Genomic DNA, 23,278 nt, shown 5'->3' with positions numbered 1-23,278 from the left:
GACTCAGGTGGTCGCCCCCAAGCCCGTATAGTCAAGGATGACGAGGGCGGAAAGTCTAATTGCCCTCACGACATTGCAATGATGCACCTATCCGCCCATCACATGGTTGCGAGTGGCCTATACGCGATATTCAGCCGGTAAAAGGGCGGGATTCCGCGCGAAAACTGTCACTTTCCGAACATGCCTGAAAATCACGCGATGGTGTCGGACCTCGGGCTTTTGCTGCGGGTTGGGGTCGGGCAGGAGGGGACATGACCAATAGCATGATCTGGACAGGGACCGCGCAGATCCGGCCCGCCACCGCCACCACCGGACGTATCGCTGCGATCGAATGGGCGAAAATCGCTTTCGCACTGTCGATTGTCTGCCTGCATACGGGGATATTTGCCGACCTGTCCCGCCCGCTGAATATCCTGATCGGGAATAATTTCGCACGGCTGGGTGTGCCCTTTTTCTTCTTCGTAACGGGGTTCTATTTCCAGACGCAGGTTGCACGCGGGATCACGGGATTACTGCGCCGGATGGCGGGGCTTTATGTGATCTGGACGCTGGTCTATATGCCGTTCTGGTTGCCGCAGGCCAATATGCAGCTTTTCGTCACCAATCTTGTGGTGGGCTACTGGCAGCTCTGGTATCTGTTGGCCGCCCTGATCAGCGCGGTCATGCTGTCTCTTGTGCGGGGGCTTTCCGCCCGTATGCTGCTGGCGCTGGCCTTGGCGATTTTGGCGTTGGGGGCGGTGCTGCAATATGGGCAGCGGGTGGACCAAAGCCCCGCCTTTGGCAGCTTGCCCATTTCGGCAGACGGGGCGCTGGCGCGTAACTTCCTGTTTTTCGCGTTTCCGTTCATGGCATTGGGAGATGTGACCGCGCGTTTTTCGGGCGCTTGGGCCCGATTGGGAAAGACAAGAAAACGCGTGATTTTCTGGGCGGCTGCGGGCCTGTTCGTGCTGGAAGTCGGGGTAAACGACTTTTTGTTCAATGCCGTTGGTCCGTTCGATATCTTCCTGTCCAGCGCGGCCTTCATCCCGTTCCTGTTCCTGACGCTGCAAAGCCGGAATTGGGGCGGAAGGGGGCAGGTATCCTCCGCGTGGTCCACGGGGATCTATCTGGTGCATGTGCTGTGGATCGATATTCTGGCGCTGATCGTGCCGGATCTGCCCTATCTGGCGAAGGGGGTGGCGGTGATCGCGCTATCTCTGGCCTCTGTGCCGCTGTTGCGCCGGATCAATCGGGCGGTGCCCGTGCTTTAGAGGGCTAGGGCGCAAGACAAACGGCGCGGAAAGCTCCGCGCCGTCATCCGTTGTGGTAATCGGTCAGGTCACTCTTTGAACGACACCGTTTTCATATCGGCATCCGGTGCTGTCTTGGTGCGGCGCACGATCAGACGGTTGAGCGCGCCGACATAGGCTTTGACCGAGGCCAGAATGGTGTCGGTATCGGCGGCCGAGCCGGTCACGATGCGGCCATCCTCTTCGAGACGCACCGAAACGGTGGCCTGTGCATCGGTGCCATCGGTTACGGCCTGCACCTGATAGAGCTTCAGGCGCGCGCCATGCGGGAAGATCTGCTTGACCGCGTTGAAGCAGGCATCTACGGGGCCGTCGCCTTGGCAATGCGCGGTTTTCTCAACGCCATTCACGGTCATCACCAGATCGGCCTCTTGGCCGTCCGACCCGCAGATCACGCGCAGTTTCTTCACTTGCAGATGGTCTTCGCCGGTATTGGCGGCGCTATCGGTCATCAGCGCGATCAGATCCTCGTCATAGACCTCTTTCTTGCGGTCGGCCAAAGCCTTGAAGCGCACGAACACGTCCTGCAACTGGTTATCGGCCAGATCGTAACCCAGTTCCTTCAGCTTCGAGCGCAGCGCGGCACGGCCCGAATGCTTGCCCATCGCGATATTGGTTTCGGTGATGCCGATATCGGCGGGCTTCATGATCTCGAAGGTCTCGACGTTTTTCAGCACACCATCCTGGTGGATGCCCGATTCATGCAAGAAGGCGTTCTTGCCGACGATCGCCTTGTTGAACTGCACCGCAAAGCCCGAAACCTGACTCACACGACGCGAGAGGTTCATGATCTTGGTGGTGTCGATCTTGGTCTGATAGGGCATCAGGTCGCGGCGGACGCGCAGCGCCATGACGACCTCTTCCAGCGCGGTATTGCCCGCACGTTCGCCCAAGCCGTTGATCGTACATTCGATCTGGCGGGCCCCTGCCGAGACAGCGGCCAAGCTGTTCGCCGTCGCCATGCCGAGGTCATTGTGGCAATGGGTCGCAAAGATCACATCCGACGCGCCCGGAACCTTTTCCAAGAGCATGCGGATGATCTCTGCCGATTCGTCGGGCAGGGTGTAGCCCACGGTATCGGGGATGTTGATCGTGGTGGCGCCCGCCTTGATCGCGGTTTCGACCACGCGGCAGAGATAGTCCCGCTCGGTGCGGATCGCATCCATCGCCGACCATTGCACGTCCTCGCAGAGGTTGCGGGCATGGGTGACGGTCTCGAAGATGCGCTCGACCATCTCGTCCTGATTGAGCTTGGTGATCTCGCGGTGGCTGGGCGAGGTGCCGATGAAGGTATGGATACGGGGGCGGGCGGCGTGTTTCACGGCCTCCCAGCAGCGGTCGATATCCTTGTAATTGGCGCGGCTGAGGCCACAGATCACCGAATTCTTGGCGTTTTTCGCAATGTCGCTGACAGCGGCGAAATCGCCTTCGGACGCGATCGGGAAGCCTGCCTCGATAATATCCACGCCCATTTCATCGAGCAAACCGGCGATTTCGAGCTTTTCGTTATGGCTCATCGTCGCACCCGGCGATTGCTCGCCGTCGCGCAGGGTGGTGTCAAAGATCAGAACTTGGGAATTATCGGTCATGTTCGCAGCCATGGTTGTCTCCTCGTAAACGGCTCTTAACGCGATTGGACCCCGATGGCCAGCAATCCGCTTGGGCATCGGGTGGCTTGGGCGCTGGCTACCTCCGAGCGGTCGCGCCCAAGGGCACGCTCAGAGGCGCGTAAGAAGAAGGAGAAGGCCGCGCAGCGCGCCGGCACCAACCGTCGGGCCACGCCCTTGGGCGGCCTGCGAGGTGAGAGTATTTGCGCTGCATGTCATCATGGGCTGGACTATAGGCATCAGATCCGTATTGAAAAGCGAAAAATGGCCGTATCGGTCCTTTTTTTAGGGTTGAATTCATGCTGCACTGCGGCAATTTCAGGTAGGGAGCAGTAGGGGGCAGCGATGCGCGCATTGATCATCGGCGATACGGGCGGGATAGGCGAGGCCCTGCGGGACCGTCTGGAGCGGGGCGGGCACGAGGTCTTGGGCCTTTCGCGCGCCCGTGACGGTTTCGACATCTCGGAAGAGGCCAAGATCGAGGCGGTCATATCGGGGCTGGATGGCACGTTCGATATGGTGGTCATCGCGTCGGGCATTCTGGGCACACCGGAAAAGTCGCTTGCGACGCTGAAAGCCGACGAGATGATGCGCCTTTTCGCGGTGAATGCGATGGGGCCTGCCTTGGTGATGAAACATGTCACCCGCCTCTTGCCGAAAGACAGCCGCGCCCATCTGGCAGTCCTGTCGGCGCGGGTCGGCTCGATTGGCGATAACTATCTGGGCGGGTGGTATTCCTATCGTGCCTCCAAAGCGGCGCTTAACCAGCTTGTGCGCACGGCCTCTATCGAATTGCGGCGCAAATTTCCCGAACTCGTGGTGGCGGCGCTGCATCCCGGTACGGTCGCCACGGCCTTCACCAGCAATTACACGATGGATAAGGTTTCGCCGGATGAGGCGGCAGAACGGCTGCTTTCGGTGCTTCAGGGTTTGACGCCGGAACAAAGCGGTGGTTTCTGGGATTATTCCGGCAAATCAGTAGAGTGGTGAACATATGAAGACGGCGATCGTGACAGGGGCGGCCTCGGGGATCGGACGGACGATTGCGCTGCGTCTGGTCAAGGAGGGGTGGCAGGTTGCGGCGCTGGATATCGACGAGGCCGCGCTTGCGACCTTACCACATGAGATGGCGCTTTGGGATTTTGCCTGCGATCTGGCCGATGAGGCGTCGGTGAAATCGGCGGTGGAGCAGGCGGGGTTCGACCGGCTGGATCTGCTGGTGAATAATGGTGGTCCCGCCGATCCGTTTTCCGGCCCGATCGAAACTATGACGCTGGCCGATTGGGATCACTGGATCGAACCGCATCTGACAGGCACCTTCCTGATGGTGCGCGAATGTGCGCCCGCCTTGCGCGCGGCGCGGGGGGCTGTGGTGAATATGGCCTCCACCCGTGCCATCCAGTCGCAGCCGCAGACCTATGGTTATGCTGCCGCCAAAGGGGGCGTTGTGGCGCTGACCCATGCGCTGGCGGTCGGCATGGGGCCGGATGTGCGGGTGAATGCCATCGCACCGGGCTGGATCGATACGGTGGGCGAGCCGCTGTCCGCGCGCGATCATCTGCAGCATCCGGCGGGCCGTGTGGGCACGCCCGACGATATCGCCGAGGCGGTGCTCTATCTGGCGGGGGCGGGTTTTGTGACAGGGCAGGTTCTGCCGGTCGATGGTGGTATGACGCGTCGGATGATCTATGAAGAATAACCCGCGTCTGGTTCTGGTGCTGGGGGACCAGTTGACGCTTGAGGGCGCGGCCTTGCGTGCCGCCGACAAGGCGCGCGATGTTGTCGTCATGGCCGAGGTCCGCGCCGAGACCGATTATGTCGGCCACCACAAACAGAAGATCGCGCTGGTCTTTTCTGCCATGCGCCATTTTGCCGAAACCCTGCGGGCGGAGGGCTGGCAGGTCGCCTATACGGCGCTGGAGGATGCGGGCAATTCCGGCTCGATCACGGGCGAGCTTCTGCGCCGCGCCGACGAGTTTGGCGCGAAATCGGCGGTGACGATTGCGCCAGGAGAATGGCGTTTGCGGCAGGCGCTGGAGGATGGCCCGATTCCTGTGGTGCAGCTGCCCGATGACCGCTTCCTCTGTTCCGAAGCCGAGTTTGCCGAATGGGCCAAGGGTCGCAAGTCCCTGCGGATGGAGTATTTCTACCGCGAGATGCGCCGCAAGACGGGCCTCTTGATGGAGGGTGATGCCCCCGAGGGCGGCAAGTGGAATTACGACGCCGAGAACCGCAAGCCCGCACAGGCCGATCTGTTCCGGGTGAAGGCGCCGCAGTTTGCCCCCGATAAGACCACGCAGGAGGTGCTTGATCTGGTGGTGCGGGAATTCCCCGATAACTTCGGCGGGCTTGAGGGCTTCAACTGGGCGGTGGATCGGGCAGGGGCGCTAGAGGCGCTGGATCATTTCATCGCGCATAATCTGGCGGATTTCGGCACCTATCAGGATGCGATGCTGGAAGATGATCCCCTGCTATACCACTCGCTTCTGTCGCCCTATATGAACCTCGGGCTGCTGGGGGTGCTGGAGGTCTGTCAGGCGGCGGCGCGCGCCTATGCGGCGGGGGATGTGCCGCTGAATTCGGCGGAAGGCTTCATCCGGCAGATCATCGGCTGGCGCGAATATGTGCGGGGCATCTATTTCCACGAGGGGCCCGACTATACCTCGCGCAACCATTTGGACCAGCACCGCAAGCTGCCTTGGGCCTATTGGGGCGGCGAAACCAAGATGAACTGCCTGTCCCATGCCGTGGCCCAGACCCGCGATCTGGCCTATGCCCATCATATCCAGCGGCTGATGGTCACCGGAAATTTCGCGCTTCTGGCAGGGGTGGACCCCGCGCAGGTGCAGGAGTGGTATCTGGCGGTCTATATCGATGCGTTCGAATGGGTCGAGGCGCCCAATACCGCAGGCATGAGCCAATTTGCCGATGGCGGCGTGATTGCCTCCAAACCCTATGTATCCTCGGGTGCCTATATCGACCGGATGTCGGATTATTGCGGGGCTTGCGCCTATTCGGTGAAGGCAAAAACGGGCGAGGGGGCTTGCCCGTTCAATCTGCTCTATTGGCATTTTCTCGACAGGAACCGCGAGAAATTTGCCAATAACCCCCGCATGGCTGTCATTTATCGATCATGGGACAAACGAAAGCCCGAAGATCGTGAAACGATCCTCGGGCAGGCGGAAGTCATGCTGAACAAGATCGCGCAGGACGCGTTTTAATCCAGACCCGCGATGATCGCGCGCAGGGTCTCGATGCCCACGCCTTTGTCGGACGATGTCAGGATGATCTCGGGGTGAGCTGCCGGATGCTTGGCCAAAGCGCCCGACACCTGTTGGAACAGGGCCTCATGATCCTTGGCGTTGATCTTATCGGCCTTGGTCAGCACCACTTGGAAGGTGACAGCGGATCTGTCCAGAAGCGACAGGATCTCTTCATCCACCGCTTTCACCCCATGGCGCGAATCGATCAGCACGAAGACGCGGCGCAGGGTGGGGCGGCCCGCCAGATAGGCGCGCAGCAGCTCTTGCCATTTCTTCACGACCGGCACGGGCGCTTGCGCGAACCCATAGCCGGGAAGGTCGACCAGATAGGGGCCGTCCTGCGTGGTGAAGAAGTTGATTTCTTGCGTCCGGCCCGGCGTGTTCGAGGCGCGCGCAAGGTTCTTACGACCCGTTAGCGCGTTGATCAAAGACGATTTCCCGACGTTGGAACGCCCTGCAAAACAGACCTCGATCCGGTCGGCAGGTGGCATGCCCGACATTGCCACAACGCCTTTGAGAAATTCGACAGGCGCAGCAAACATCAACCGGCCACGTTCGGCCGCGAATTGCTCGGGGGCGGGGGCTTCCTTGAATTGGATTTGCATCAGATCACCTCGATTGTGCTGCCGGTCGCGATTTCGCCGGATTTCGTGACACGCACGAAAACCCCTAGATTGGTATGCCCATACTGGTCTTTGAGCAATTTGAGAAGATCCTGGTCGCGTTCTCCGGTTGCGGGATTGCCGTCGGGGGCACGGCAGCGGCCCACAGGCTCGACCACTTCCAGCTCTGCTTCGCCCATGCGCAGCCGTTGGCCGATCAGGGTTTGCTCATACATCGGGGCCCAGTCCGACACCCAGAGATTGGCGCGGAAACGACGCATATCCAGATCGCAGCCACAGGCCTCCGAGACCTCCCTGAGCGACGCGGTCCCGATCAGCGAGAGCACGGGCGTGCTCTGGTCGGTCAGCGGCTGGTCTTTGGCCTTGGCCAGAACGGTCGGGCGGGGACGGTGCTCGGGCCAGAGATCGGAGATCCACGCCAGAAACGCGGCCTGTCCTTCGGGTGTTTCCGGATTGAAACATATCTCTGGCTTTGCCGGATGGCGCAGGCAGAACTGGTTTTCAAGGGTCTCATGTGTGACGGCCATCAGATCGGGAGCGGAAACCCCGACGAGAAAGTTCATCTTCCGCGCCCAATCCGTCCGGCCCGCATGGGCCTCGATCTTTGAGCCTTCATGCAGCACGCCCCAGACCCTGTCCAAAGGCAGAGCGCGCCCCTCGGTGAGGGACGCGCTGCTGATGGCTTCCGCCCCGATCGATTTGATCGGATGGCGGAATATGTTGCTTAGAGTGCCGATCATTTGGCCTTTCCGCCGGACTTCTTCGCGAAGCTCGACTTGATATTGCCGAAGATATCGGGGCGTTTCCCGTGCATCGACATGATCGTGTATTGCTGGATGAAGGTGATCGTGTTGTTCGCGATCCAGTAGAGCACGAGGCCCGAGGCAAAGCTGCCCAGCATGAACATGAAGATCCACGGCATCCACGCGAAGATCATCGCCTGGCTCTTGTCGGCGGGGGCGGGATTCAGCTTTTGCTGGAACCACATCGACACGCCCAAGAGGATCGGCAGGATGCCGAGGCTGAGGATGAAGAGGAAGTTACCCGGCTCTGGCGTGCCCCACGGCAGAAGGCCGAAGAGGTTCAGGATCGAGGTCGGATCGGGGGCCGAGAGGTCATGGATCCAGCCGATCCACGGCGCGTGATACAGCTCGATCGTGACATAGATCACCTTATAGAGCGAGAAGAAGATCGGGATCTGCAGCAGGATCGGCAGACAGCCCGCAGCGGGGTTGACCTTGTTCTTCTTGTAAAGCTCCATCATGCCCTGCTGCAGCTTCTGGCGGTCTTCGCCTGCGCGCTCTTTCAGGGCTTCCATCTCGGGTTGCAGTTCCTTCATCTTCGCCATCGAGATGTAGGATTTGCGCGCCAGCGGGAAGACGATCAGCTTGATGATACAGGTCAGTGCGATGATCGCCCAGCCCATATTGCCGATCGCGGCATGCAGCCAGTGCAGCAGCCAGAAGATCGGTTTGGTCAGGAAGTAGAACCAGCCCCAGTCGATGGAGTCGATGAACTTCACGATCCCCAGATCGTCCTGATAGTGCTTGATGACCTCATATTCCTTTGCGCCCGCAAAGAGATAGGTATCTGCCGACTGGGTGGCCCCCGCGGCAACCGTCATGACCGGCAAGCGGGTTTCGGTCTGGTAGATGTCGGACTGCTCGCCGGAATATTTCACGACCGAGGTGAAAGGACCGGTTTTCGGCGCAAGCGTCGTCATCCAGTATTTGTCGGTAAAGCCGGTCCAGCCGTTATCGGCGACCGAGATCAGCTCTGCCTGACCTTCACCGGCGCTCTGTTCGAGATCCTTGAACTTCTTGTATTTGATCTCTTCCAGCTTGCCATCGCTCATCCGCACGGCACCTTCATGCAGCACATAGGTCGATTTCGACGGCGGCAGACCGTGGCGGGCGATGATGCCATAGGGCGCCAGACGCACCTCCTGATCGGTGGTGTTCTCGACCGATTGCTGGATGGTGAACAGGTAATCCTTGTCGACCGAGATCGTGCGGTGGAAGACAAGACCGGCTCCGTTATCCCATGTCAGGGTCACAGGCGTTTCGGGGGTCAGCTTGGCTCCGTCCGGAGCGGACCATACCGTGCGCGGGCCGGGCACCTTATCTGCGGAATAGCCGCCAGCGGGAAGCCAGCCATAGACCACGTAATAGGGTTTGGCAGCATTGGTATCGTCGCCGCCAACCGGTGCAAGAAGACGCACATCGGGCGAATTCTTGTCGAGTGTTTCTTTATACTTTTCAAGCGAGAGATCGTCGAAACGACCACCCAGCAGCGAGATCGAGCCCTTCAGGTCGGGGGTCTCGATGGCGATCCGCGGGATCTGGGCCAACTGGTCGCTGGTGGCGGTGGCCACGGCATTGGCATCCTGCGTCGCTTGCGCCAGTGCCTCCGGCGTGGGGGCGATGCTCGGTGCGGTGGCCGAGGCGGCCTGATCCGAGACGGTTTCACCACCCTCCGGATTTGTCGTCTGCTCCGGTGGGAAGAAGACTGTCCAGCCGATCAGCACGAGCGCAGAAAGCACGGCTGCGATGATGAGGTTCTTGTTCTGGTTTTCCATGGGCGATGGGATCCGTCTGCCTTTCGGGAAGTCGCTCCGGTTCAACAGAAGGGGGGGCAAAAGGTCAAGCCCTTTCCCCCCGTTCCGTGACTTCCAGACGGAATTCGTGATGACGACACCGGTTTTTAGCTGCCGCGTCGGGTATTCAGGCGCGGCGTCTGTTCCAGCTTGGCCATGTGACGACTGATCCAGTCATGGGTGTCTTCCAGCGGCATGGGGGTGGCAATGCCGCGGCCCTGCACATGGTTGCAGCCCAGTTGCGAGAGCATCGCATGTTCGCCGATCGAACTGACACCCTCGGCAATCGTCTGGATGCCCAGACCCTCGGCCAGCGAAATGATGGCGGCGACAAGGCGTTGCTGTTCGGCGTCGTGATCCACATGGGCGACGAAGCTGCGATGGATGCGGATCCGGCCCGCGCAGGCATTGCGTACCGAATTGATCGAGGCGGGGCCATTGCCAAATCCGGCCAGTTCGATCTTGCACCCCATTTTGCGACAGGCGCTGAGCGTATGCGAGATCATGTCGTCATTGAGCTTCGAGACGATGTCCTGTTCTAGCACCAGACGGATCTGGTCGGCGGGCAGTTCGAAACGGTCGAATTCCCATTGCAGGCGTTCGGGCATTTTCGGATTGGTCAGCAGCTCTTCATTGATCGGCAGGGAGATGATGCCCACCAGTTCCTCGCGGGCATTCCATTCTTTCAGGGCATGGAACACCTGAAACATCATCACTTCGTAAAAGCGCGTGCGCAGATTGGCGGCGATGACGGCGGGCATGATATCGGTCTCACCCAGCACGCCTCGTTCGCGGTGCAGCCAGCGCGGCATGGCCTGCATCCCGGAGATCAGGCCGGTATCCGTGCAGATCTGCGGCTGGAAATAGGCAACGATCTCGCCGTTCTCGAGCGCATCCCCGACCTCTGCCGACAAAGCCGTGCGGATTTCTGCCGTGCGACGGATCTCGTTCGAATAGGCACGGATTGCCGAAGGCCCGTTGCGCGAGGCTTCCTCTGCAGCGGTTTCGGCCGCTTCCAGGATCGACTCGGCATCGGATCCGGGACTACGGTTCATCTGGCAAAAGCCCAGATGGAATGTCGGTGACAGGCTGCGACCGGCAATCGACAGGGGTTCTTCGAGCGTGCTTTGCAGGCGCACCGAAAGCTGGATCATGCTTTCCAGATCCGGATTGGGCGTGGGTTTCAGCATCACCATGAAACGCGCGCCGCCAAGGCGGGCGATGTAATCCGAATCCCGCAAAACCGAGCGCAAACGCTCTGCTGAACGGCGCATCACATCGTCGAATTCACGGGTGCTGGTATTGGCAACCAGATTTTGCGGTTCGTCCACGCAGATCACGAAGCAGGTCGACAGCCGGTTGCTCTGCCGCGCTTCGGTCATGATCTTGTCCATCATCGGCAGGGCCAGTTCGCGGAGCGGCAGGCCGGTGGCCGGATCGAGCGTGTTCATCTCGATCTCCTCGCCGGGCGTGATGGGGCGGGTCATCCAGCCCACAGCCAGAGCGGTGACGCCAAGCAGGACCATCGCTTCAAGCCCGATCCAGTAGCCTGCGAGAAGGATAGCCGGAGCAAAGGCTATCATTTCCCGTCGCATGAGAATCGGGCCACCTTTGGGGGCGGACTTGCGATTCTGTTCCTTCGACATCACCATACCTCGTCAAACGGCGCATAAATTAATGGCCATAGTCTTAGGTCGGTTTTGTCAGTGTTCGGTTAATCGTGGTGGCGTAAATCGGGGATGTTATCGTTCAAATTTGAACCATCCTGCGGTTTGAGGGCCAATCCGGCAAAGTCGAAAAGCCCCGTGTCCAGCAGGTGGGAAGGGCGCGCATTCATCAACGACCGGAACATCACCTGACGCCGTCCGGGCCTATTTTTCTCCCAGCTATCAAGGAGTTGCTTGACCTGCTGACGTTGCAGCCCGTCCTGACTTCCGCAGAGGTCGCACGGGATGATCGGGTAATTCATATCGCGGGCGAATTTCTCGCAATCCTCTTCGGCGACAAAGGCCAGAGGGCGATAGACGAACAGATCACCTTCTTCGTTTACCAGCTTGGGCGGCATGGTCGCCAAGCGTCCACCATGAAAGAGGTTCATGAAGAAGGTTTCCAGAATATCGTCGCGGTGGTGGCCCAGCACAACGGCCGAACAGCCTTCCTCGCGCGCGATGCGGTACAGGTTCCCGCGACGCAGGCGCGAGCACAGGGCGCAATAGGTCTTGCCCTGCGGCACCTTGTCCATCACCACGGAATAGGTGTCCTGATATTCGATCCGGTGCGGAACCCCCATTTTTTCAAGGAATTCCGGCAGAACAGTCGCAGGAAAGCCCGGCTGTCCCTGATCGAGGTTGCAGGCAAGGATCTCGACCGGCAGAAGCCCGCGCCATTGCAGCTCGTGCAGCACGGCCAGCAGGGTGTAACTGTCCTTGCCGCCCGACAGGCAGACCAGCCAGCGCGCGCCGCGTTCGATCATCCCGTACTGCTCGATCGCCTCGCGGGTCTGGCGCACGATACGCTTGCGCAGCTTCTTGAAGGCCGTCGTCGAGGGGGCGTCGGCAAAGAGCGGATGGATCGGGGCGTCGTCATCGTCCAGCATGGTCATGCTCCTTTGCACAATGGCATTTTGCGTCATGGTCGGGGTCAGCGCCCGGCACGGGGTCATAGCCGAAGCCGCCCCACGGATGGCAGCGCAGGATACGCCTGATGCCCAGATAGCTGCCCTTGAACGCGCCATGCAGGGCGAGGGCGTCCAGCATATAGGCGGAACAGGTCGGCTGATACCGGCAGCCATTACCGACCCACGGGCTGGCCACCAGCCGATAGGCCCGTACCGGCAACGCCACGAGATGGGCCAGGGGGCTCATCCGTCCGAACCGGTCGTCGACGGGCCGGAGGTGGATCTGCCTTTGCCGCGGCGCGGGCCGCGCGGGATATCGGGCTTCGGGCCACGCGGCTTGGGCGGGCGGTAATCTTCGGCATGGACCCGTGCGAGGGCGCGGATCAGGTCGTCCTGCATCGCTTGGAAATCATGGGTTGCCGTGGCGTCTGCACGCCCGATCAGCACATAATCCCAGCCGGGCTTGCCATGCACCGGCAGCACCAGTCGGGCAATCTCGCGCAGCCTGCGCTTGGCGCGGTTGCGTGCAACCGAATTGCCGACCTTTTTGGAGCAGGTAAATCCGACGCGCGCCAACAGGGGGGAGACGGGCTCCTCCGCACGCTCGCGCGCCTGAAGCAGGCCTGCGGCCATGCCCTGCCGCCGTGCGGACGCCGCACGCAGGAAATCCGCCCGTTTGCGCAGGGTCGCCACAGGGGTAAGCGCATCGGCTGCGCATGAAGAAACCGCCGGAGCTGTGCCCGCGCGCTGACCTGAGGGGTCTGTCACGGAAGCGTCCGACGGTGTCATAGGATTAGCCTGTTACCAGTCGCTGCGGCTTATGCCGACAGCGACTTCCGGCCTTTTGCACGGCGTGCATTCAGGACCTTGCGGCCACCTTTGGTTGCCATGCGGGCACGGAACCCGTGGCGACGGGCGCGAACGAGGTTCGAGGGCTGAAAAGTGCGTTTCATCGCTTAACTCCGGGTTCTGATACGGTAGGGCAACACGACGCCAAACGGATTCGGCTGCCGCTCATATTCGAGGCCCGGTCTTTAGTCAGGATAGGACCACAAGTCAATTCACCCGGGGCAGTTTTTTGCCGATAGCAGCGAAGTTGATGACGAAATCACGAGATTTCGGGGCTTGGTCTCTTTTGTCTTTGGCAATCACGCCCTATTTATCGCAAGAAAGCAACAATATTTGCAGACGTTTCCTGGTGTAATCGTCGCGGAGTCACCCGAGACAGGTATGAAGATCAACTCGCTTTCTGGCCGATTTCTTATCCTGACGACGATCTTCGTTGTCCTGGCAGAGTTGTTGATTCTCTTGCCGGGGATTGCCACCTATCGGGAAAACTATCTTTTGACACGGCTGGAGCGCGCCCAGATCGCGTCCCTGTCGCTGCTGGCGACCGACCAGTCGACCATCGATCCGGATCTGGAAAACGAACTTCTGGCCAATGCGGGCGTCTATAACGTCGTTTTGCGCCGCGATGCGGTGCGGCAGCTTGTGCTGTCTTCGCCGCTGCCCGAGGCCATCTCGGGCACCTACGACATTCGTGATGCGTCGCATTGGACGCGGATCAGGGATGCGCTGAAGATTCTGATCGACCCCGAGAACCATATCATTCGCGTGGTGGGCGAGCCGGTGCAGCAGGGGGGGCAGGTGATCGAGATCACGCTCGATACGCGTCCGATCCGGATCGGAATGATCGAATATGGTCTGCGTCTTTTGACGTTGTCTGCTGTGATTTCGGGCATCACGGCGGTGCTTCTGTTCGCTTTGGTGCAGCGTTTGATGGTCGCCCCGATCAAGCGGCTGGTGGCGCATATGGCGTCTTACTCCGAGGCTCCCGAAGACAATCGCCGTATCATTGCCCCCAATGCCCGCATCCAAGAGCTTCGCGTGGCCGAGGATGCCTTGGCGGATATGCAGACCCAGCTGACCGCCGCCCTGCGCCAGAAAGAGCGGCTGGCCCAGCTTGGGCAGGCCGTGGCCAAGATCAGCCATGATTTGCGCAATATCCTTACGACGGCGCAGCTCTTTGCCGACCGTATGGAATTTTCCGAGGATCCGGTTGTAAAGCGCGCCGCGCCGAAGCTGATCAATTCCATCGGGCGGGCGGTCAATCTTTGCGAGACGACGCTGGCGTTCGGGAAGGCCGAAGAGCCGCCGCCTTCGCTGTCGCGCTTCATGCTGGCGCCGCTGGTGGCCGAGGTGGTGGAAAGCGAGCAGTCGCTGGAAGGGGCGGGGCTTGTCGATTTTATCGTGGATATCGCGCCGAATCTGACGATCCGCGCCGACCGCGAACAGCTCTACCGTGTGATCTCCAATCTTGTGCGCAATGCGCGGCAGGCGCTGGAGGCCACGGGCGAACATGGCACGATCGAGGTGGGGGCCGGGGAGACCCGTGACGAGTGGTGGATCCGCGTGCAGGATACCGGTCCGGGCCTGCCTGCGAAAACCCGCGAGCATCTGTTCCAGCCCTTTACGGGCGGCTCGCGAAAAGGCGGCACCGGTCTGGGGCTGGCGATTTCTGCCGAGCTAATTCGTGGTCATGGCGGGCGGCTGGAGCTGATGCGCAGCGATGAAACCGGAACACAATTCCTGCTGCATCTGCCGCAGGAGCTTTCCATGTAAGGCATTTGGGGCGTTCGTCGCGTGGGGAAACGCGGGCGGAATGAAAAACTTTCATTTTCCCTCTTGCGCCCCCCCGACTTACCCAATAGATAGCCCCCCACGACGGACCCGTAGCTCAGCTGGATAGAGCACTTGACTACGAATCAAGGGGCCGGGCGTTCGAATCGCTCCGGGTCCGCCACTACTTCTGGCTCTGCCAGATACGACATAGCCTGATCATTCAGGTGCAGATATTGCGGACCCGTAGCTCAGCTGGATAGAGCACTTGACTACGAATCAAGGGGCCGGGCGTTCGAATCGCTCCGGGTCCGCCATTTCTGAAGTTGTCGAATGTCAGACGAAACTGGCTTTCCTTTCACATAGATGTCCACGAATGTGTTTTTGGCTCATGCTTGGCATGTTGGTTGATCGATCGGGCTGGCGTAGGATCAGGACGAATCCAATGCCTGATCCCGAAAGACATGCGTGGCAAAAAGTCGATCTGTAGATCCTGAAGCGGACTTTGCGCGGCTGCCGCTGACCGTGCAGCACGAACGCTTTGAGCCGGCCTCGTCTTTGCTAACGCGGTTGGCAGCACGCAATGGTGCACCCTCTGTCTACCAGTTCTGCGGTGATCTGGCCTTTCCGGTCGATCCTCTGTTCCGCGGCGAACCTTTGGCAATCGCCCAGCTTGCGCAGCTTGCAGGCTGTGACGCTTCTACACTGGCACGGGTCTCCATCCGTCATCTCGGCCATAGCCGCTTCCGCCTGCGCGACGAGATCGCGACGACGCATAGCCTGCAGCGCACGCGCATACGCATCTGCCCCGAATGCCTGCGCCAAGAGGTGTCGTCGGCGGAGGAGGCATGGCGGATGTCCCGCAGGCTACAATGGAAGTTTGCCTCTGTGCGAAGCTGTGCCGATCACGGCTGCCTGTTGGTGACACTGCCACCCGAGAAATTCACTAAAGACGGACGGGATTTTGCGGCGCAGGTTCGTAAGCATTTTGGCTGGGTGTTGTCGCAAGGCATTGTTCCTGCAGAGACGGGCCCATTCGAGCGCTATCTGACGCGGCGTATTCTCAAAGGACGAGGCGATGCGTGGCTCGACGGGTTCGAGCTCAATATCGCAGCGCGCCTCTGTGAGGTCCTTGGCCTGCTGCTAAAGAAGGGGCCAGAAGCGACGCTCAGCGGCCAAAATGAGCAAGATTGGGCGCGGTATGGAGACGCAGGCTATCAGGTGCTCGAAGGGGGCGAACTGGCCTTCTTGGCCTGCTTGCAGGAGCTGGCCGAGCAACATGCCGAGAAGCGCTTCTTCGGGCGTATTTACGGGCCGCTGGTGGCATGGCTTCAGGGCAGGGGGCTAGGAGACGAAGTCGAGCCGCTGCGCGCGTTGATGCGGCGAGAGATCTTTGCTCGTTTCTCGATCCGCAAAGGCGTGCAGGTCTTTGGTGTGCCCTCTGAGGGTATTGCCGCGCGCAATGAAGCGCTTGTTCCGTCAGTCCAAGGCTTCTCCCTTAAAGAGCAAGCGCTGCTCGTCCGGAGGGGGCTGGCATATAGGCAAGATGATGGAACGATCGTCACTAAAAGTTTTGTCACCGAGGCTATGCTTTCTGCTTTCAGGCGTGAGCTAGGAGAGTGGATCGAGGCTGATGAAGATCGGAATAAAGCGACTGAGCTGGGAGCTATAGCCTACCCGATTGCTGAGGCGGCAAGCTATTTGCGCATAACTGTAATGACAGTCACCTATCTTGCACATGCCGGTTTTCTAAGTCGTGCTTCTTGCAATGTTGAGGCTCGTATCGGAGCGCTGCAGGTATCTCTCGAAAGCCTTGAGGCATTCCGGCAAAGGTTCATGTCCCTTGGAGAGCTCGCTGATCACATACGGAGCCCTGCAGGGGCGCTGTCCACTCGTTTAAGAAACGCAGGCGTGGCCACGCTTCCTATGCCACCTGATCTAAGCCGCATCTATTGGCGCACCGACTTGGTCATGTCTGGTTTCTTGGCTGAGCGCGGAGCGGGGGAGTAGTCGCATTATTCTTTAATCGATGGGGAAATACGTGGGCTTGTAGCTTTCGGCCCATTGCGGAAATTCATGCCAATCGTAACGGATGGCCGATGCCAGCCTATGGCTGCCCTTACTCTGAACACAGAGAAGCTTCAGCCCGGTTCTTAGTACGCTGTTGGATATGACGCCCGGCAGCCCCGTGACACGTCTAAGCCTTGGACTCGCCTTGTAGCCTCTGATCATACTTTTGCACGCCGTCATACGGGATTTAGTTAAGAACCTGAAACAAGCCGCTGCCCCTTGCGCTGAACGGGATAAAACTGTTGGCGCTTGGTGTAATCGGCGACGCAAAAATCACTCTCGGCAACACTTGGCAATTCTCAATTGATGGGGCAGTCTAGAGCTTACTTTTGCTCACCGGTCGATGAGACTAGCCCAAGAAGAGTGATATGTGTTGTCTGCATCAAATGACATAAAATTGCCTGCTGCCACTGATACAGCGAATACCACTGCTCAAATACGACCATACGAGAGGGAGGGGATCGTATATTTCAAGCCAAGAAAATATGAACATTGTTCCCTTAAAAATACACGCATTAAGGATTTTAAAAACTCTGAACTGGTATCTGCGAGCGGAAAGAGCGCTGTCTTTGAAGGGGTGGATTTTCGGTTTGCCGACATGAAGGACTGCTACTTCCATGAGGCGCGCTTCGAGAACTGTAATTTTACCGGTGCCAAGTTGCAAAGGTGTAATTTTAGGGCAGCCACCTTTAATAGCTGCCAATTCGATTACATAACAATTGACGAAACGCCAATTGACTACAATCAGATCGTGAAGCAATTGCCATCACGGCCAAATGTTGCCCAGGAAATACTGCAGGCACTTAGGAGGAATGCGGTAACTTTGGGGGAAGCCAAAGAAGTAAGGGAGTTAACCTTGCTAGAAGTTCAGCAAGAGCAGGAACATCTGAGGCGGGCAAGGAAAAGGACGGAGGCCTATTACAACAAAAAGTACGGGACGTTGAGCGCTCAACTCCAGATCCGATGAAAGTCATTTTCGCTTTGGGCAAGTGGCCTCGTCTGGGGGCACGGTGAAAAACTTATAAATCTAATAATCTCATGCTTTACCTTGGTCGCAATTCTGTCCGTTTTTTCTGTATCTCGCGACATCCATCGAAACCCTGCCTTGTCACTTCCAGCAGTGTTTGAGCGATACCTAGACTATCTTAAGGCTAACACATTTGAAGTTCTCGGCGTTACCATATCCACTTCGCTACCTCAGTCAGTTCTTGTCATGGTGGTAATCGCTGTGATCAAAGTCGTATTTGGGGGTATGTTCGTAGCATACATTTTCAGATCAATCTCGCGAAGATGAAACACCAGAACTCCATAATCAATATATCCGTGTTTGGCTCTTACGGAAGGGGAGACCCTGATGCCAATAGCGATTTGGATATTCTTGTGCTTTGCCCTGACAATGGAGGCACTCAGTCTGAGGGTTACGTTAGGGAGGTTGTGGCTCTACAATACGAATGCGAGCCTTCCATATCTTGGTATGGCGAAAAGAAGATGAAATACTTTTTTTCGTCTGGGGATTTATTCGCTTGGCACCTATTTCAAGAATCTCGACCGTTGCACGGCTTCAAGCACCTCAAAACTATTTTTGGTGAACCCCAAAGGTACAAGGCTAGTCGCGACGATGTGAGGGGCCTTATCGAGATCCTGGAGGGTGTACCGGAGCAAATAAGCGCGAGGCCTCAGAATATGATTTACGAGCTCGGAATTGCGTACGTTTGCCTAAGAAATATCGCTATGTGTTCATCTAGTTATCTATGCGAAAATGTAGCTTTCGGCAGATGCTCCCCTTACAGCCTGCACGAACATTCAATCACGATTGGCAGGGGCGAGTTCGACTTCCTTGCGCGTTGCAGACATGCGAGTACGCGAGGCCGACATGAGCCTAGATTAAACTTTGACGCACAAGACATTCTGAAAAGATCTATTGAGTGGGCAAGGACGATAGAAAGGGCACTGGGATGAACAAGAATTTAGGCAGAACGCGCAACTTTGAGAGAAGGATCGCCATCGAGAGAGAGGTTCTCAGCGATGCTAATGATCTTTCAGAAAAATTAGGTACCAACATGCTTTTGGGTCTAAGCGAGCTGGCGATCAGAAGATGGCTGGATGGCTTGAAACCTGCCATGAAAAGTGCAGACCTAGCTAATATTGAGTTTAGTCTGAGGGAGCTTTCTAAAGCTACCGGCCTACTGTCGGATGAAAGCCGTTGCGCCGTTGCCGAAGGAAAAGTCTCGGCAGACTTTCCTGAATTGATTGCAGCATTCCGCAAGGTCTTAGAGAATTTCCAGAACCTTTCGAAGCCCGAGCATGTCTAACCACGGAGCCAACCGTCACTTTGCGTTTTTCACGCTCATTGCGCGGAACCGCGGTTGCACGCTTCTCTGACTAGATGCTTGCCGATATCGGTTGTCAGTCGATTCGACGGTACCCTTCTTCTGTTCGGTTTGCTTGTAGGTCGAAACGCCCGCTTTTCTACGCACAGCTGCCATTGGTTCAAATCGTAGCGAATGGCGGCTAACCGCCCATATTCCCCCATGCAGGGCGTCGAGGAGATGCTCGTAGCCAATAGTTTCGCTGCGTTGTTGCCGTTCAATCGGCGGCACCGCTAGAAGGGCAGAGGAGAGGAAGTTATTCCCTTAGTTCGACATCTGGCTTCGCGCTATGGCGTTTGAGTGCGCTTTAACAGGTGCTGCACGGCCTTAAGTAAAGGGAGTTCAGCAAGGATTGACGGTGAACATAGCACGATAACGGCAACGGCAGCGCCAAACGCCCAATCAACCTCCAACAGCTTAAAGTCGCGAGGTAAACTAAGCTCTTCAACGATGATCTTAATTACTACATATGCCGTGCTACAGATGTACGCGTCGTCACGGAGCTGAATGAATTTTTGCCCCGCTTTAGAGTATCTCTCTCTACGATTTCTCTTCACCTCATTCTCACGCAAGTTTTTCCAGAAATCCAGTTCTGGCTCGGGTGATGGGATAGGGACGACTGTGGGGACCGGTTCGGGTGCTGGTGCGAGGGTTACGCCTATATGGCGGGCCAGCTCTTCTGCGGGCAGTAAATCAAACTGAAACTTAAAAAGCATCGCACACCGCACCGAGGCCGGCACGGGACGTTCGCCCTTTTCGTAGCGGTAGTAGTCTCGTGTCGATATGCCGAGCTCCGTACTGAGATGCTTTTTGGTCCAACCTCTCTTCAGTCGAAAGTTCAGCAGCTCGGTCGCTCCAACGTGCTTGATCGTCGAATCGTATGGGCTGTCTCCCTCTGCCATTTTGATTGCCTCCGCTGCTGGTTTCTCAAGCCTACTCAGAAACTTTAGTTCGGGAACCGTAATTTATCTTGGAAATACAACGGTCGGACTTTTCGGTCCGATCGGACCAAAGAGTCCGCGTCTCTTTTTCCTTTGAAGTCAATTGATTGAGCGGTTGACCCAGAAAGATGGAGTTTCTTAGCTTGGAAGGGGGCTTGCCCAGATTTCATTCATGCAGAACCCGGAGGCGGCTCTATGCGCACCCCGACGAAGGAAGAATTAGACGCCCATGAACTGCTGAAAGCACAGCTGCGTATCCGGGGAACATCCCTTGCGCAGCTGGCTCGTGAGATTGGTGTGAATGATTCAGCGCTGACTTTGGTTGGAAAACGTATGTGCCGGTCTGCGCGCATCGAAAAAGCGCTTGCCGAAGCTGTGGGGCGACCCGTTGAGGACCTGTTCCCCTGTCACAAGAGGAGGGCCGATGATGATCTGTAACAATGAGCCGTAAATGAAGAAGGGCCGTCGGAGTTGCAGCTCCGAAGGCCCTCTATGGAGATGTATCAAGTAGGACCCGATACATCTCTTTCATGACCCATTTTCTGGATCCGGTCAAGCGCGCAGAGCTTTCTGCGCGGCGGGTCATTGTGTCTCAATGAAAGAGGAGCTCGGCGTGGACAGAAGTTGATCTGCCGCGCGGGTAAGAATTCCGATGGATGGATTTGATTTCGGGGGGCCGTATGTGCCTCCGGAGCGCACGCGGGCGACGCGTATGTTTGCGGCGCGCTCAAAGTCGAGCGCGCGTGGTTTTCTGCTGGCCCGACTGCATCGGGGCGCAGCATGGCGCCAGTTTATCTTTGAGAGCAATGAGGAGCGTAAATGCCTGCTCGTTAGCTTCTCGCAAAAGGAAGTGGTCGATATCTGGGACCAGCCGCCCCGCGTTCCCTTCCGCGATGCTGCGGGGAAGCTTCGGTATCACGTCTTTGATTACCTTCTTCTGTTTGAGACCGGCTTCAAGCTTGCTCTGGCCGTAAAGCCGAGCGCTTTGGTCGAACGTAACGGCTTCGATAAGGAGCTCGAGCTTATCAAAGGTCAGCTGCCGAAGCGGTTTGCGGATGATGCTCTGCTCGTGACCGAGAACAGCTACTCCGAGGCAGAGGTGCGGAATGCCGAGCTCCTTCATATGTTTCGCGGGAGTGAGGACGCGGAAGCGGATGCTGCTGTCGTCGAGGTTTTGCGCGGGCTGAACGGATCGACATCGGTGCAGCAGGTCGTGGAGGTGACCGGGCTGAAGGGGCGGGCCTATCGCGCGGTCTTTCGGGCGATCTTTGACGGGGCAGTTGAAGCAGATCTGTCGCAGCATATCACCGAGCGCAGCATATTGACGCTGCCGGAGGTGCGATAATGGCGGTCCGGTTACGCATATCCAAGGCTGAGGCGGTGATCTTCGGCGAGACCCTGCACATAGTCGACAATGTGAGCGAGACGCTTGTGGAGTTACGCGCATTAAATGCCAATTCCGAGCCTCTGTGCCTGAGCCATCGGGATCTTAAAACGATGCTGGAGGATGGTAAGGCACGGCTAGAATATGGCTACTTTTCCAGTTCGAGAGCTGCGCGGCGGGCCTTGGCGGGAAGTATGCTTGTAAGCCGAATGCCTGCTGCCGAGCAGGCCCGCGTTTTTCGAAAACAGCTTTTCGTGGAAGAATTTGAGGCGGGGGAGGCCGCCAAGGAAGTCAGCCGCTCGCAAGCTTCCGTGTGTGCCTATATGCCCAAACTGGTCGAACGTGTTGAAGCGAGGCTGACGGAGCAGATCCGCCAAGGGCGCAACGCTGACGAACTGGCAAAGCTCTTCGCGCTGCGCGCGCCTTGTCGGACATCGCTGATGAAATGGCTGAGGGATTGGCAGGAAACGCGCGATCCGATGTGCTTTGTCAAAAGGTCGCGTTTCAATAGCCAGAATGCCAAGCGGGTCTCTGCGCGGGCCGAGGCCATCATGCAGGAGACATTCAAGCTTTACCTGCATCCGAACCGGGTCAATGTGCCTTTCCACCGCATCGACCCGCGTCAGAGCTTCAATGATGACGAGGAGGATGACGATGCTTGAGCGTCACCTTGCGCTATCGGTCTCTCCGTTCGATGGCGAGACACCCGCCAGCATTACGGCACGGCTTGCCTGTCGCAATGAAACCCCGCCGCGTGATCTTTGCTCGGATATGGGATTGAGATGGCCCTATCTCTGCTCGGGCCATCCCGATCAGCTTTCGCTGCTGGCCGAAGTCTCGGGGGGGGATTTGGCCTATCTCCATCACTGGAACCCGGAAAAGATCGGTATCGGGCGCTATCGTATCGGACAGATGCGCAGCACAACGGGGGTGTTCCATCGCTGTCTTACGCGGGTCTGGTTGCGCAATGGCGCTCGGGGGCGCTTGACGGTATTGCACGGGCGGCCGATGTCGCGGGACTGCGGGGGCTGTATGTGCCGGTCGGTCAACAAGTGCAGGAAACGAAGCCCGCTTATCGGGAAGGTAACCTGCCGCTTCCGGACGCGGCTAAGCGTCTCAAGATCAGCGCGGGCTCGGTTCGGTCGCTAAGAAACGCCGGATATCTTCGAGGCGTGATAGAGCGAAACCCCAAGACCAATCATCTGCATCAGCTGATTAGCCAGACCAGTATCACGGCCTTCGAACAACACTATCTTACACTCGGTCAACTGGCGGCAGATGTGAAAAAGGCACCCATTCATCTTGCGCGCCAGCTGGATCGGGCAGGGGTTCCAACACTCGACTGTGGAGGGGGCCGCATCAGGGTCTATGACAGAGCGCTGGTAGGTGAGTTTTGATAGCTGAGCGTCTGTAGAATGCGGAATTCCTCGCTTTTTTAGGGTTTCGGGGGTACCCTAGGCTGGCATTTTCATGAGCGGCACGACCATGACAGAAACAGAAGCGAAGAAGATCAGCGAAGATATTGCGAGGCTCAACTCCGTGACGGGGACGCTTATTGCCGAGACGATGCGGCTTCAGGAGCAGAGCCGCTGGTATATGGCTCCCGTTGGTGCGATCGCGACGCTCGTTCTGATCGCGCTTGTAAAGTGCTTGATGTCGTAAATTCGGGACGTACAGCCTAGCCATAGATTGCGTATTTTCCCGCCCAGATTGCACTGAGATCAGGGCAGGTGTTATGTCGCCATTTAAGCTCGGTGGCGGGGGGTGCGAGATGGATTATTTACGCCCTTATATTGAGTAGTTTCAAGGCGATAACCCCCGCGGTTTGGAGCCAGATAAGCGCAAAAAAACTTATGAAACTCGGAAGAATCTCTGACTTTCCTGTTTTCCATTTTGATAG

24 protein-coding genes and 2 tRNA genes are annotated in these 23,278 nt (G+C 58.0%); 16 read left to right on the top strand and 10 right to left on the bottom strand.

Features of this window, described 5'->3' with window-relative positions:
* Positions 1–251 precede the first annotated feature (251 nt).
* Positions 252–1,250 (top strand): acyltransferase family protein, encoded by a 999-nt coding sequence (locus AC2ISB_RS09910; RefSeq protein ID WP_339108039.1) that lies wholly within the window; start codon positions 252–254, stop codon positions 1,248–1,250.
* A gap of 68 nt (positions 1,251–1,318) precedes the next feature.
* Here the strand turns inward: AC2ISB_RS09910 and AC2ISB_RS09905 are convergent, their stop codons facing one another.
* Entirely contained in the window at positions 1,319–2,878 is a 1,560-nt protein-coding gene (locus AC2ISB_RS09905; protein WP_339109537.1) for a 2-isopropylmalate synthase, read from the bottom strand.
* 363 nt (positions 2,879–3,241) lie between these two features.
* On the opposite strand from AC2ISB_RS09905, the gene AC2ISB_RS09900 reads away from it, so the two are divergent.
* The 3 genes from AC2ISB_RS09900 to AC2ISB_RS09890 are packed head-to-tail and all read left to right on the top strand — an operon-like array spanning position 3,242 to position 6,117.
* Positions 3,242–3,886, top strand: coding sequence for an SDR family NAD(P)-dependent oxidoreductase (locus AC2ISB_RS09900; RefSeq protein WP_339108038.1), 645 nt, complete (start codon positions 3,242–3,244; stop codon positions 3,884–3,886).
* Positions 3,887–3,890: 4 nt separating this feature from the next.
* Positions 3,891–4,595 (top strand): SDR family oxidoreductase, encoded by a 705-nt coding sequence (locus AC2ISB_RS09895; protein ID WP_486574892.1) that lies wholly within the window; start codon positions 3,891–3,893, stop codon positions 4,593–4,595.
* Complete coding sequence (locus AC2ISB_RS09890; RefSeq protein WP_486574890.1) at positions 4,585–6,117, top strand: cryptochrome/photolyase family protein; 1,533 nt, start codon at positions 4,585–4,587, stop codon at positions 6,115–6,117. Before AC2ISB_RS09895 ends, AC2ISB_RS09890 begins: the two co-directional genes overlap by 11 nt.
* Here AC2ISB_RS09890 and yihA read toward each other — a convergent pair.
* The 8 genes from yihA to rpmH all read right to left on the bottom strand — a co-directional run bounded on the left by yihA (position 6,114) and on the right by rpmH (position 12,948).
* Positions 6,114–6,764 (bottom strand): ribosome biogenesis GTP-binding protein YihA/YsxC, encoded by a 651-nt coding sequence (yihA, locus tag AC2ISB_RS09885; protein WP_486574888.1) that lies wholly within the window; start codon positions 6,762–6,764, stop codon positions 6,114–6,116. The genes AC2ISB_RS09890 and yihA overlap by 4 nt on opposite strands.
* Complete coding sequence (locus AC2ISB_RS09880) at positions 6,764–7,522, bottom strand: MOSC domain-containing protein (RefSeq protein WP_339108034.1); 759 nt, start codon at positions 7,520–7,522, stop codon at positions 6,764–6,766. The genes yihA and AC2ISB_RS09880 overlap by 1 nt, the downstream gene beginning before the upstream one ends.
* On the bottom strand, positions 7,519–9,360 hold the full coding sequence (gene yidC, locus AC2ISB_RS09875; RefSeq protein WP_406736120.1) for a membrane protein insertase YidC: 1,842 nt from the start codon (positions 9,358–9,360) through the stop codon (positions 7,519–7,521). Before yidC ends, AC2ISB_RS09880 begins: the two co-directional genes overlap by 4 nt.
* A gap of 125 nt (positions 9,361–9,485) precedes the next feature.
* Complete coding sequence (locus tag AC2ISB_RS09870; RefSeq protein ID WP_486574885.1) at positions 9,486–10,973, bottom strand: EAL domain-containing protein; 1,488 nt, start codon at positions 10,971–10,973, stop codon at positions 9,486–9,488.
* Positions 10,974–11,092: 119 nt separating this feature from the next.
* Positions 11,093–11,974 carry a tRNA 2-thiocytidine(32) synthetase TtcA gene (gene ttcA / locus AC2ISB_RS09865; protein ID WP_339108031.1) on the bottom strand — a complete coding sequence of 294 codons (882 nt, stop codon included), beginning with the start codon at positions 11,972–11,974 and terminating at the stop codon, positions 11,093–11,095.
* Positions 11,961–12,242, bottom strand: a complete 282-nt coding sequence (gene yidD / locus AC2ISB_RS09860) for a membrane protein insertion efficiency factor YidD (RefSeq protein WP_339108030.1) — start codon at positions 12,240–12,242, stop codon at positions 11,961–11,963. Before yidD ends, ttcA begins: the two co-directional genes overlap by 14 nt.
* A complete protein-coding gene (gene rnpA / locus AC2ISB_RS09855) occupies positions 12,239–12,763 on the bottom strand; it encodes a ribonuclease P protein component (protein WP_486574883.1) in 525 nt (174 codons plus the stop codon). Before rnpA ends, yidD begins: the two co-directional genes overlap by 4 nt.
* Before the next feature lie 50 nt (positions 12,764–12,813).
* A complete protein-coding gene (rpmH, locus tag AC2ISB_RS09850) occupies positions 12,814–12,948 on the bottom strand; it encodes a 50S ribosomal protein L34 (RefSeq protein WP_339108028.1) in 135 nt (44 codons plus the stop codon).
* 277 nt (positions 12,949–13,225) lie between these two features.
* Here rpmH and AC2ISB_RS09845 point away from each other — a divergent pair, with 277 nt between their 5' ends.
* From AC2ISB_RS09845 to AC2ISB_RS09815, 7 genes are all read left to right on the top strand, one after another.
* Complete coding sequence (locus AC2ISB_RS09845) at positions 13,226–14,617, top strand: sensor histidine kinase (RefSeq protein ID WP_339108027.1); 1,392 nt, start codon at positions 13,226–13,228, stop codon at positions 14,615–14,617.
* Between the two features lie 104 nt (positions 14,618–14,721).
* A tRNA-Arg gene (locus AC2ISB_RS09840) sits at positions 14,722–14,798 on the top strand.
* A gap of 56 nt (positions 14,799–14,854) precedes the next feature.
* A tRNA-Arg gene (locus tag AC2ISB_RS09835) sits at positions 14,855–14,931 on the top strand.
* A 151-nt stretch (positions 14,932–15,082) separates the two neighbouring features.
* Positions 15,083–16,624 (top strand): TniQ family protein, encoded by a 1,542-nt coding sequence (locus AC2ISB_RS09830; protein ID WP_486574881.1) that lies wholly within the window; start codon positions 15,083–15,085, stop codon positions 16,622–16,624.
* Positions 16,625–17,054: 430 nt separating this feature from the next.
* A complete protein-coding gene (locus AC2ISB_RS09825) occupies positions 17,055–17,651 on the top strand; it encodes a pentapeptide repeat-containing protein (RefSeq protein ID WP_486574879.1) in 597 nt (198 codons plus the stop codon).
* Positions 17,652–17,974: 323 nt separating this feature from the next.
* Positions 17,975–18,643 (top strand): nucleotidyltransferase domain-containing protein, encoded by a 669-nt coding sequence (locus AC2ISB_RS09820; RefSeq protein WP_486574878.1) that lies wholly within the window; start codon positions 17,975–17,977, stop codon positions 18,641–18,643.
* On the top strand, positions 18,610–18,996 hold the full coding sequence (locus AC2ISB_RS09815; protein ID WP_486576804.1) for a hypothetical protein: 387 nt from the start codon (positions 18,610–18,612) through the stop codon (positions 18,994–18,996). The genes AC2ISB_RS09820 and AC2ISB_RS09815 overlap by 34 nt, the downstream gene beginning before the upstream one ends.
* Before the next feature lie 344 nt (positions 18,997–19,340).
* On the opposite strand, the gene AC2ISB_RS09810 is transcribed toward AC2ISB_RS09815, so the two are convergent.
* Complete coding sequence (locus AC2ISB_RS09810) at positions 19,341–19,955, bottom strand: helix-turn-helix domain-containing protein (protein WP_486574876.1); 615 nt, start codon at positions 19,953–19,955, stop codon at positions 19,341–19,343.
* Between the two features lie 234 nt (positions 19,956–20,189).
* Here AC2ISB_RS09810 and AC2ISB_RS09805 point away from each other — a divergent pair, with 234 nt between their 5' ends.
* From AC2ISB_RS09805 to AC2ISB_RS09785, 5 genes are all read left to right on the top strand, one after another.
* The gene (locus AC2ISB_RS09805) at positions 20,190–20,432 is read left to right on the top strand and encodes a helix-turn-helix domain-containing protein (protein WP_486574875.1); all 243 of its coding nucleotides are present in this window, start codon (positions 20,190–20,192) and stop codon (positions 20,430–20,432) included.
* Between the two features lie 214 nt (positions 20,433–20,646).
* On the top strand, positions 20,647–21,339 hold the full coding sequence (locus tag AC2ISB_RS09800) for a PDDEXK family nuclease (protein ID WP_486574873.1): 693 nt from the start codon (positions 20,647–20,649) through the stop codon (positions 21,337–21,339).
* Positions 21,339–22,040, top strand: coding sequence for a hypothetical protein (locus AC2ISB_RS09795; RefSeq protein WP_486574871.1), 702 nt, complete (start codon positions 21,339–21,341; stop codon positions 22,038–22,040). Before AC2ISB_RS09800 ends, AC2ISB_RS09795 begins: the two co-directional genes overlap by 1 nt.
* A 372-nt stretch (positions 22,041–22,412) precedes the next feature.
* Complete coding sequence (locus AC2ISB_RS09790; protein ID WP_486574869.1) at positions 22,413–22,775, top strand: hypothetical protein; 363 nt, start codon at positions 22,413–22,415, stop codon at positions 22,773–22,775.
* A 73-nt stretch (positions 22,776–22,848) separates the two neighbouring features.
* Positions 22,849–23,040, top strand: coding sequence for a hypothetical protein (locus AC2ISB_RS09785; protein WP_486574867.1), 192 nt, complete (start codon positions 22,849–22,851; stop codon positions 23,038–23,040).
* Positions 23,041–23,278 lie beyond the last annotated feature (238 nt).

It is taken from the genome of Thioclava sp. NS-SX20 (assembly GCF_057380695.1).
Note: the sequence above shows the minus strand (reverse complement) of the source record. Positions and strands in the feature narration are given on the sequence as shown.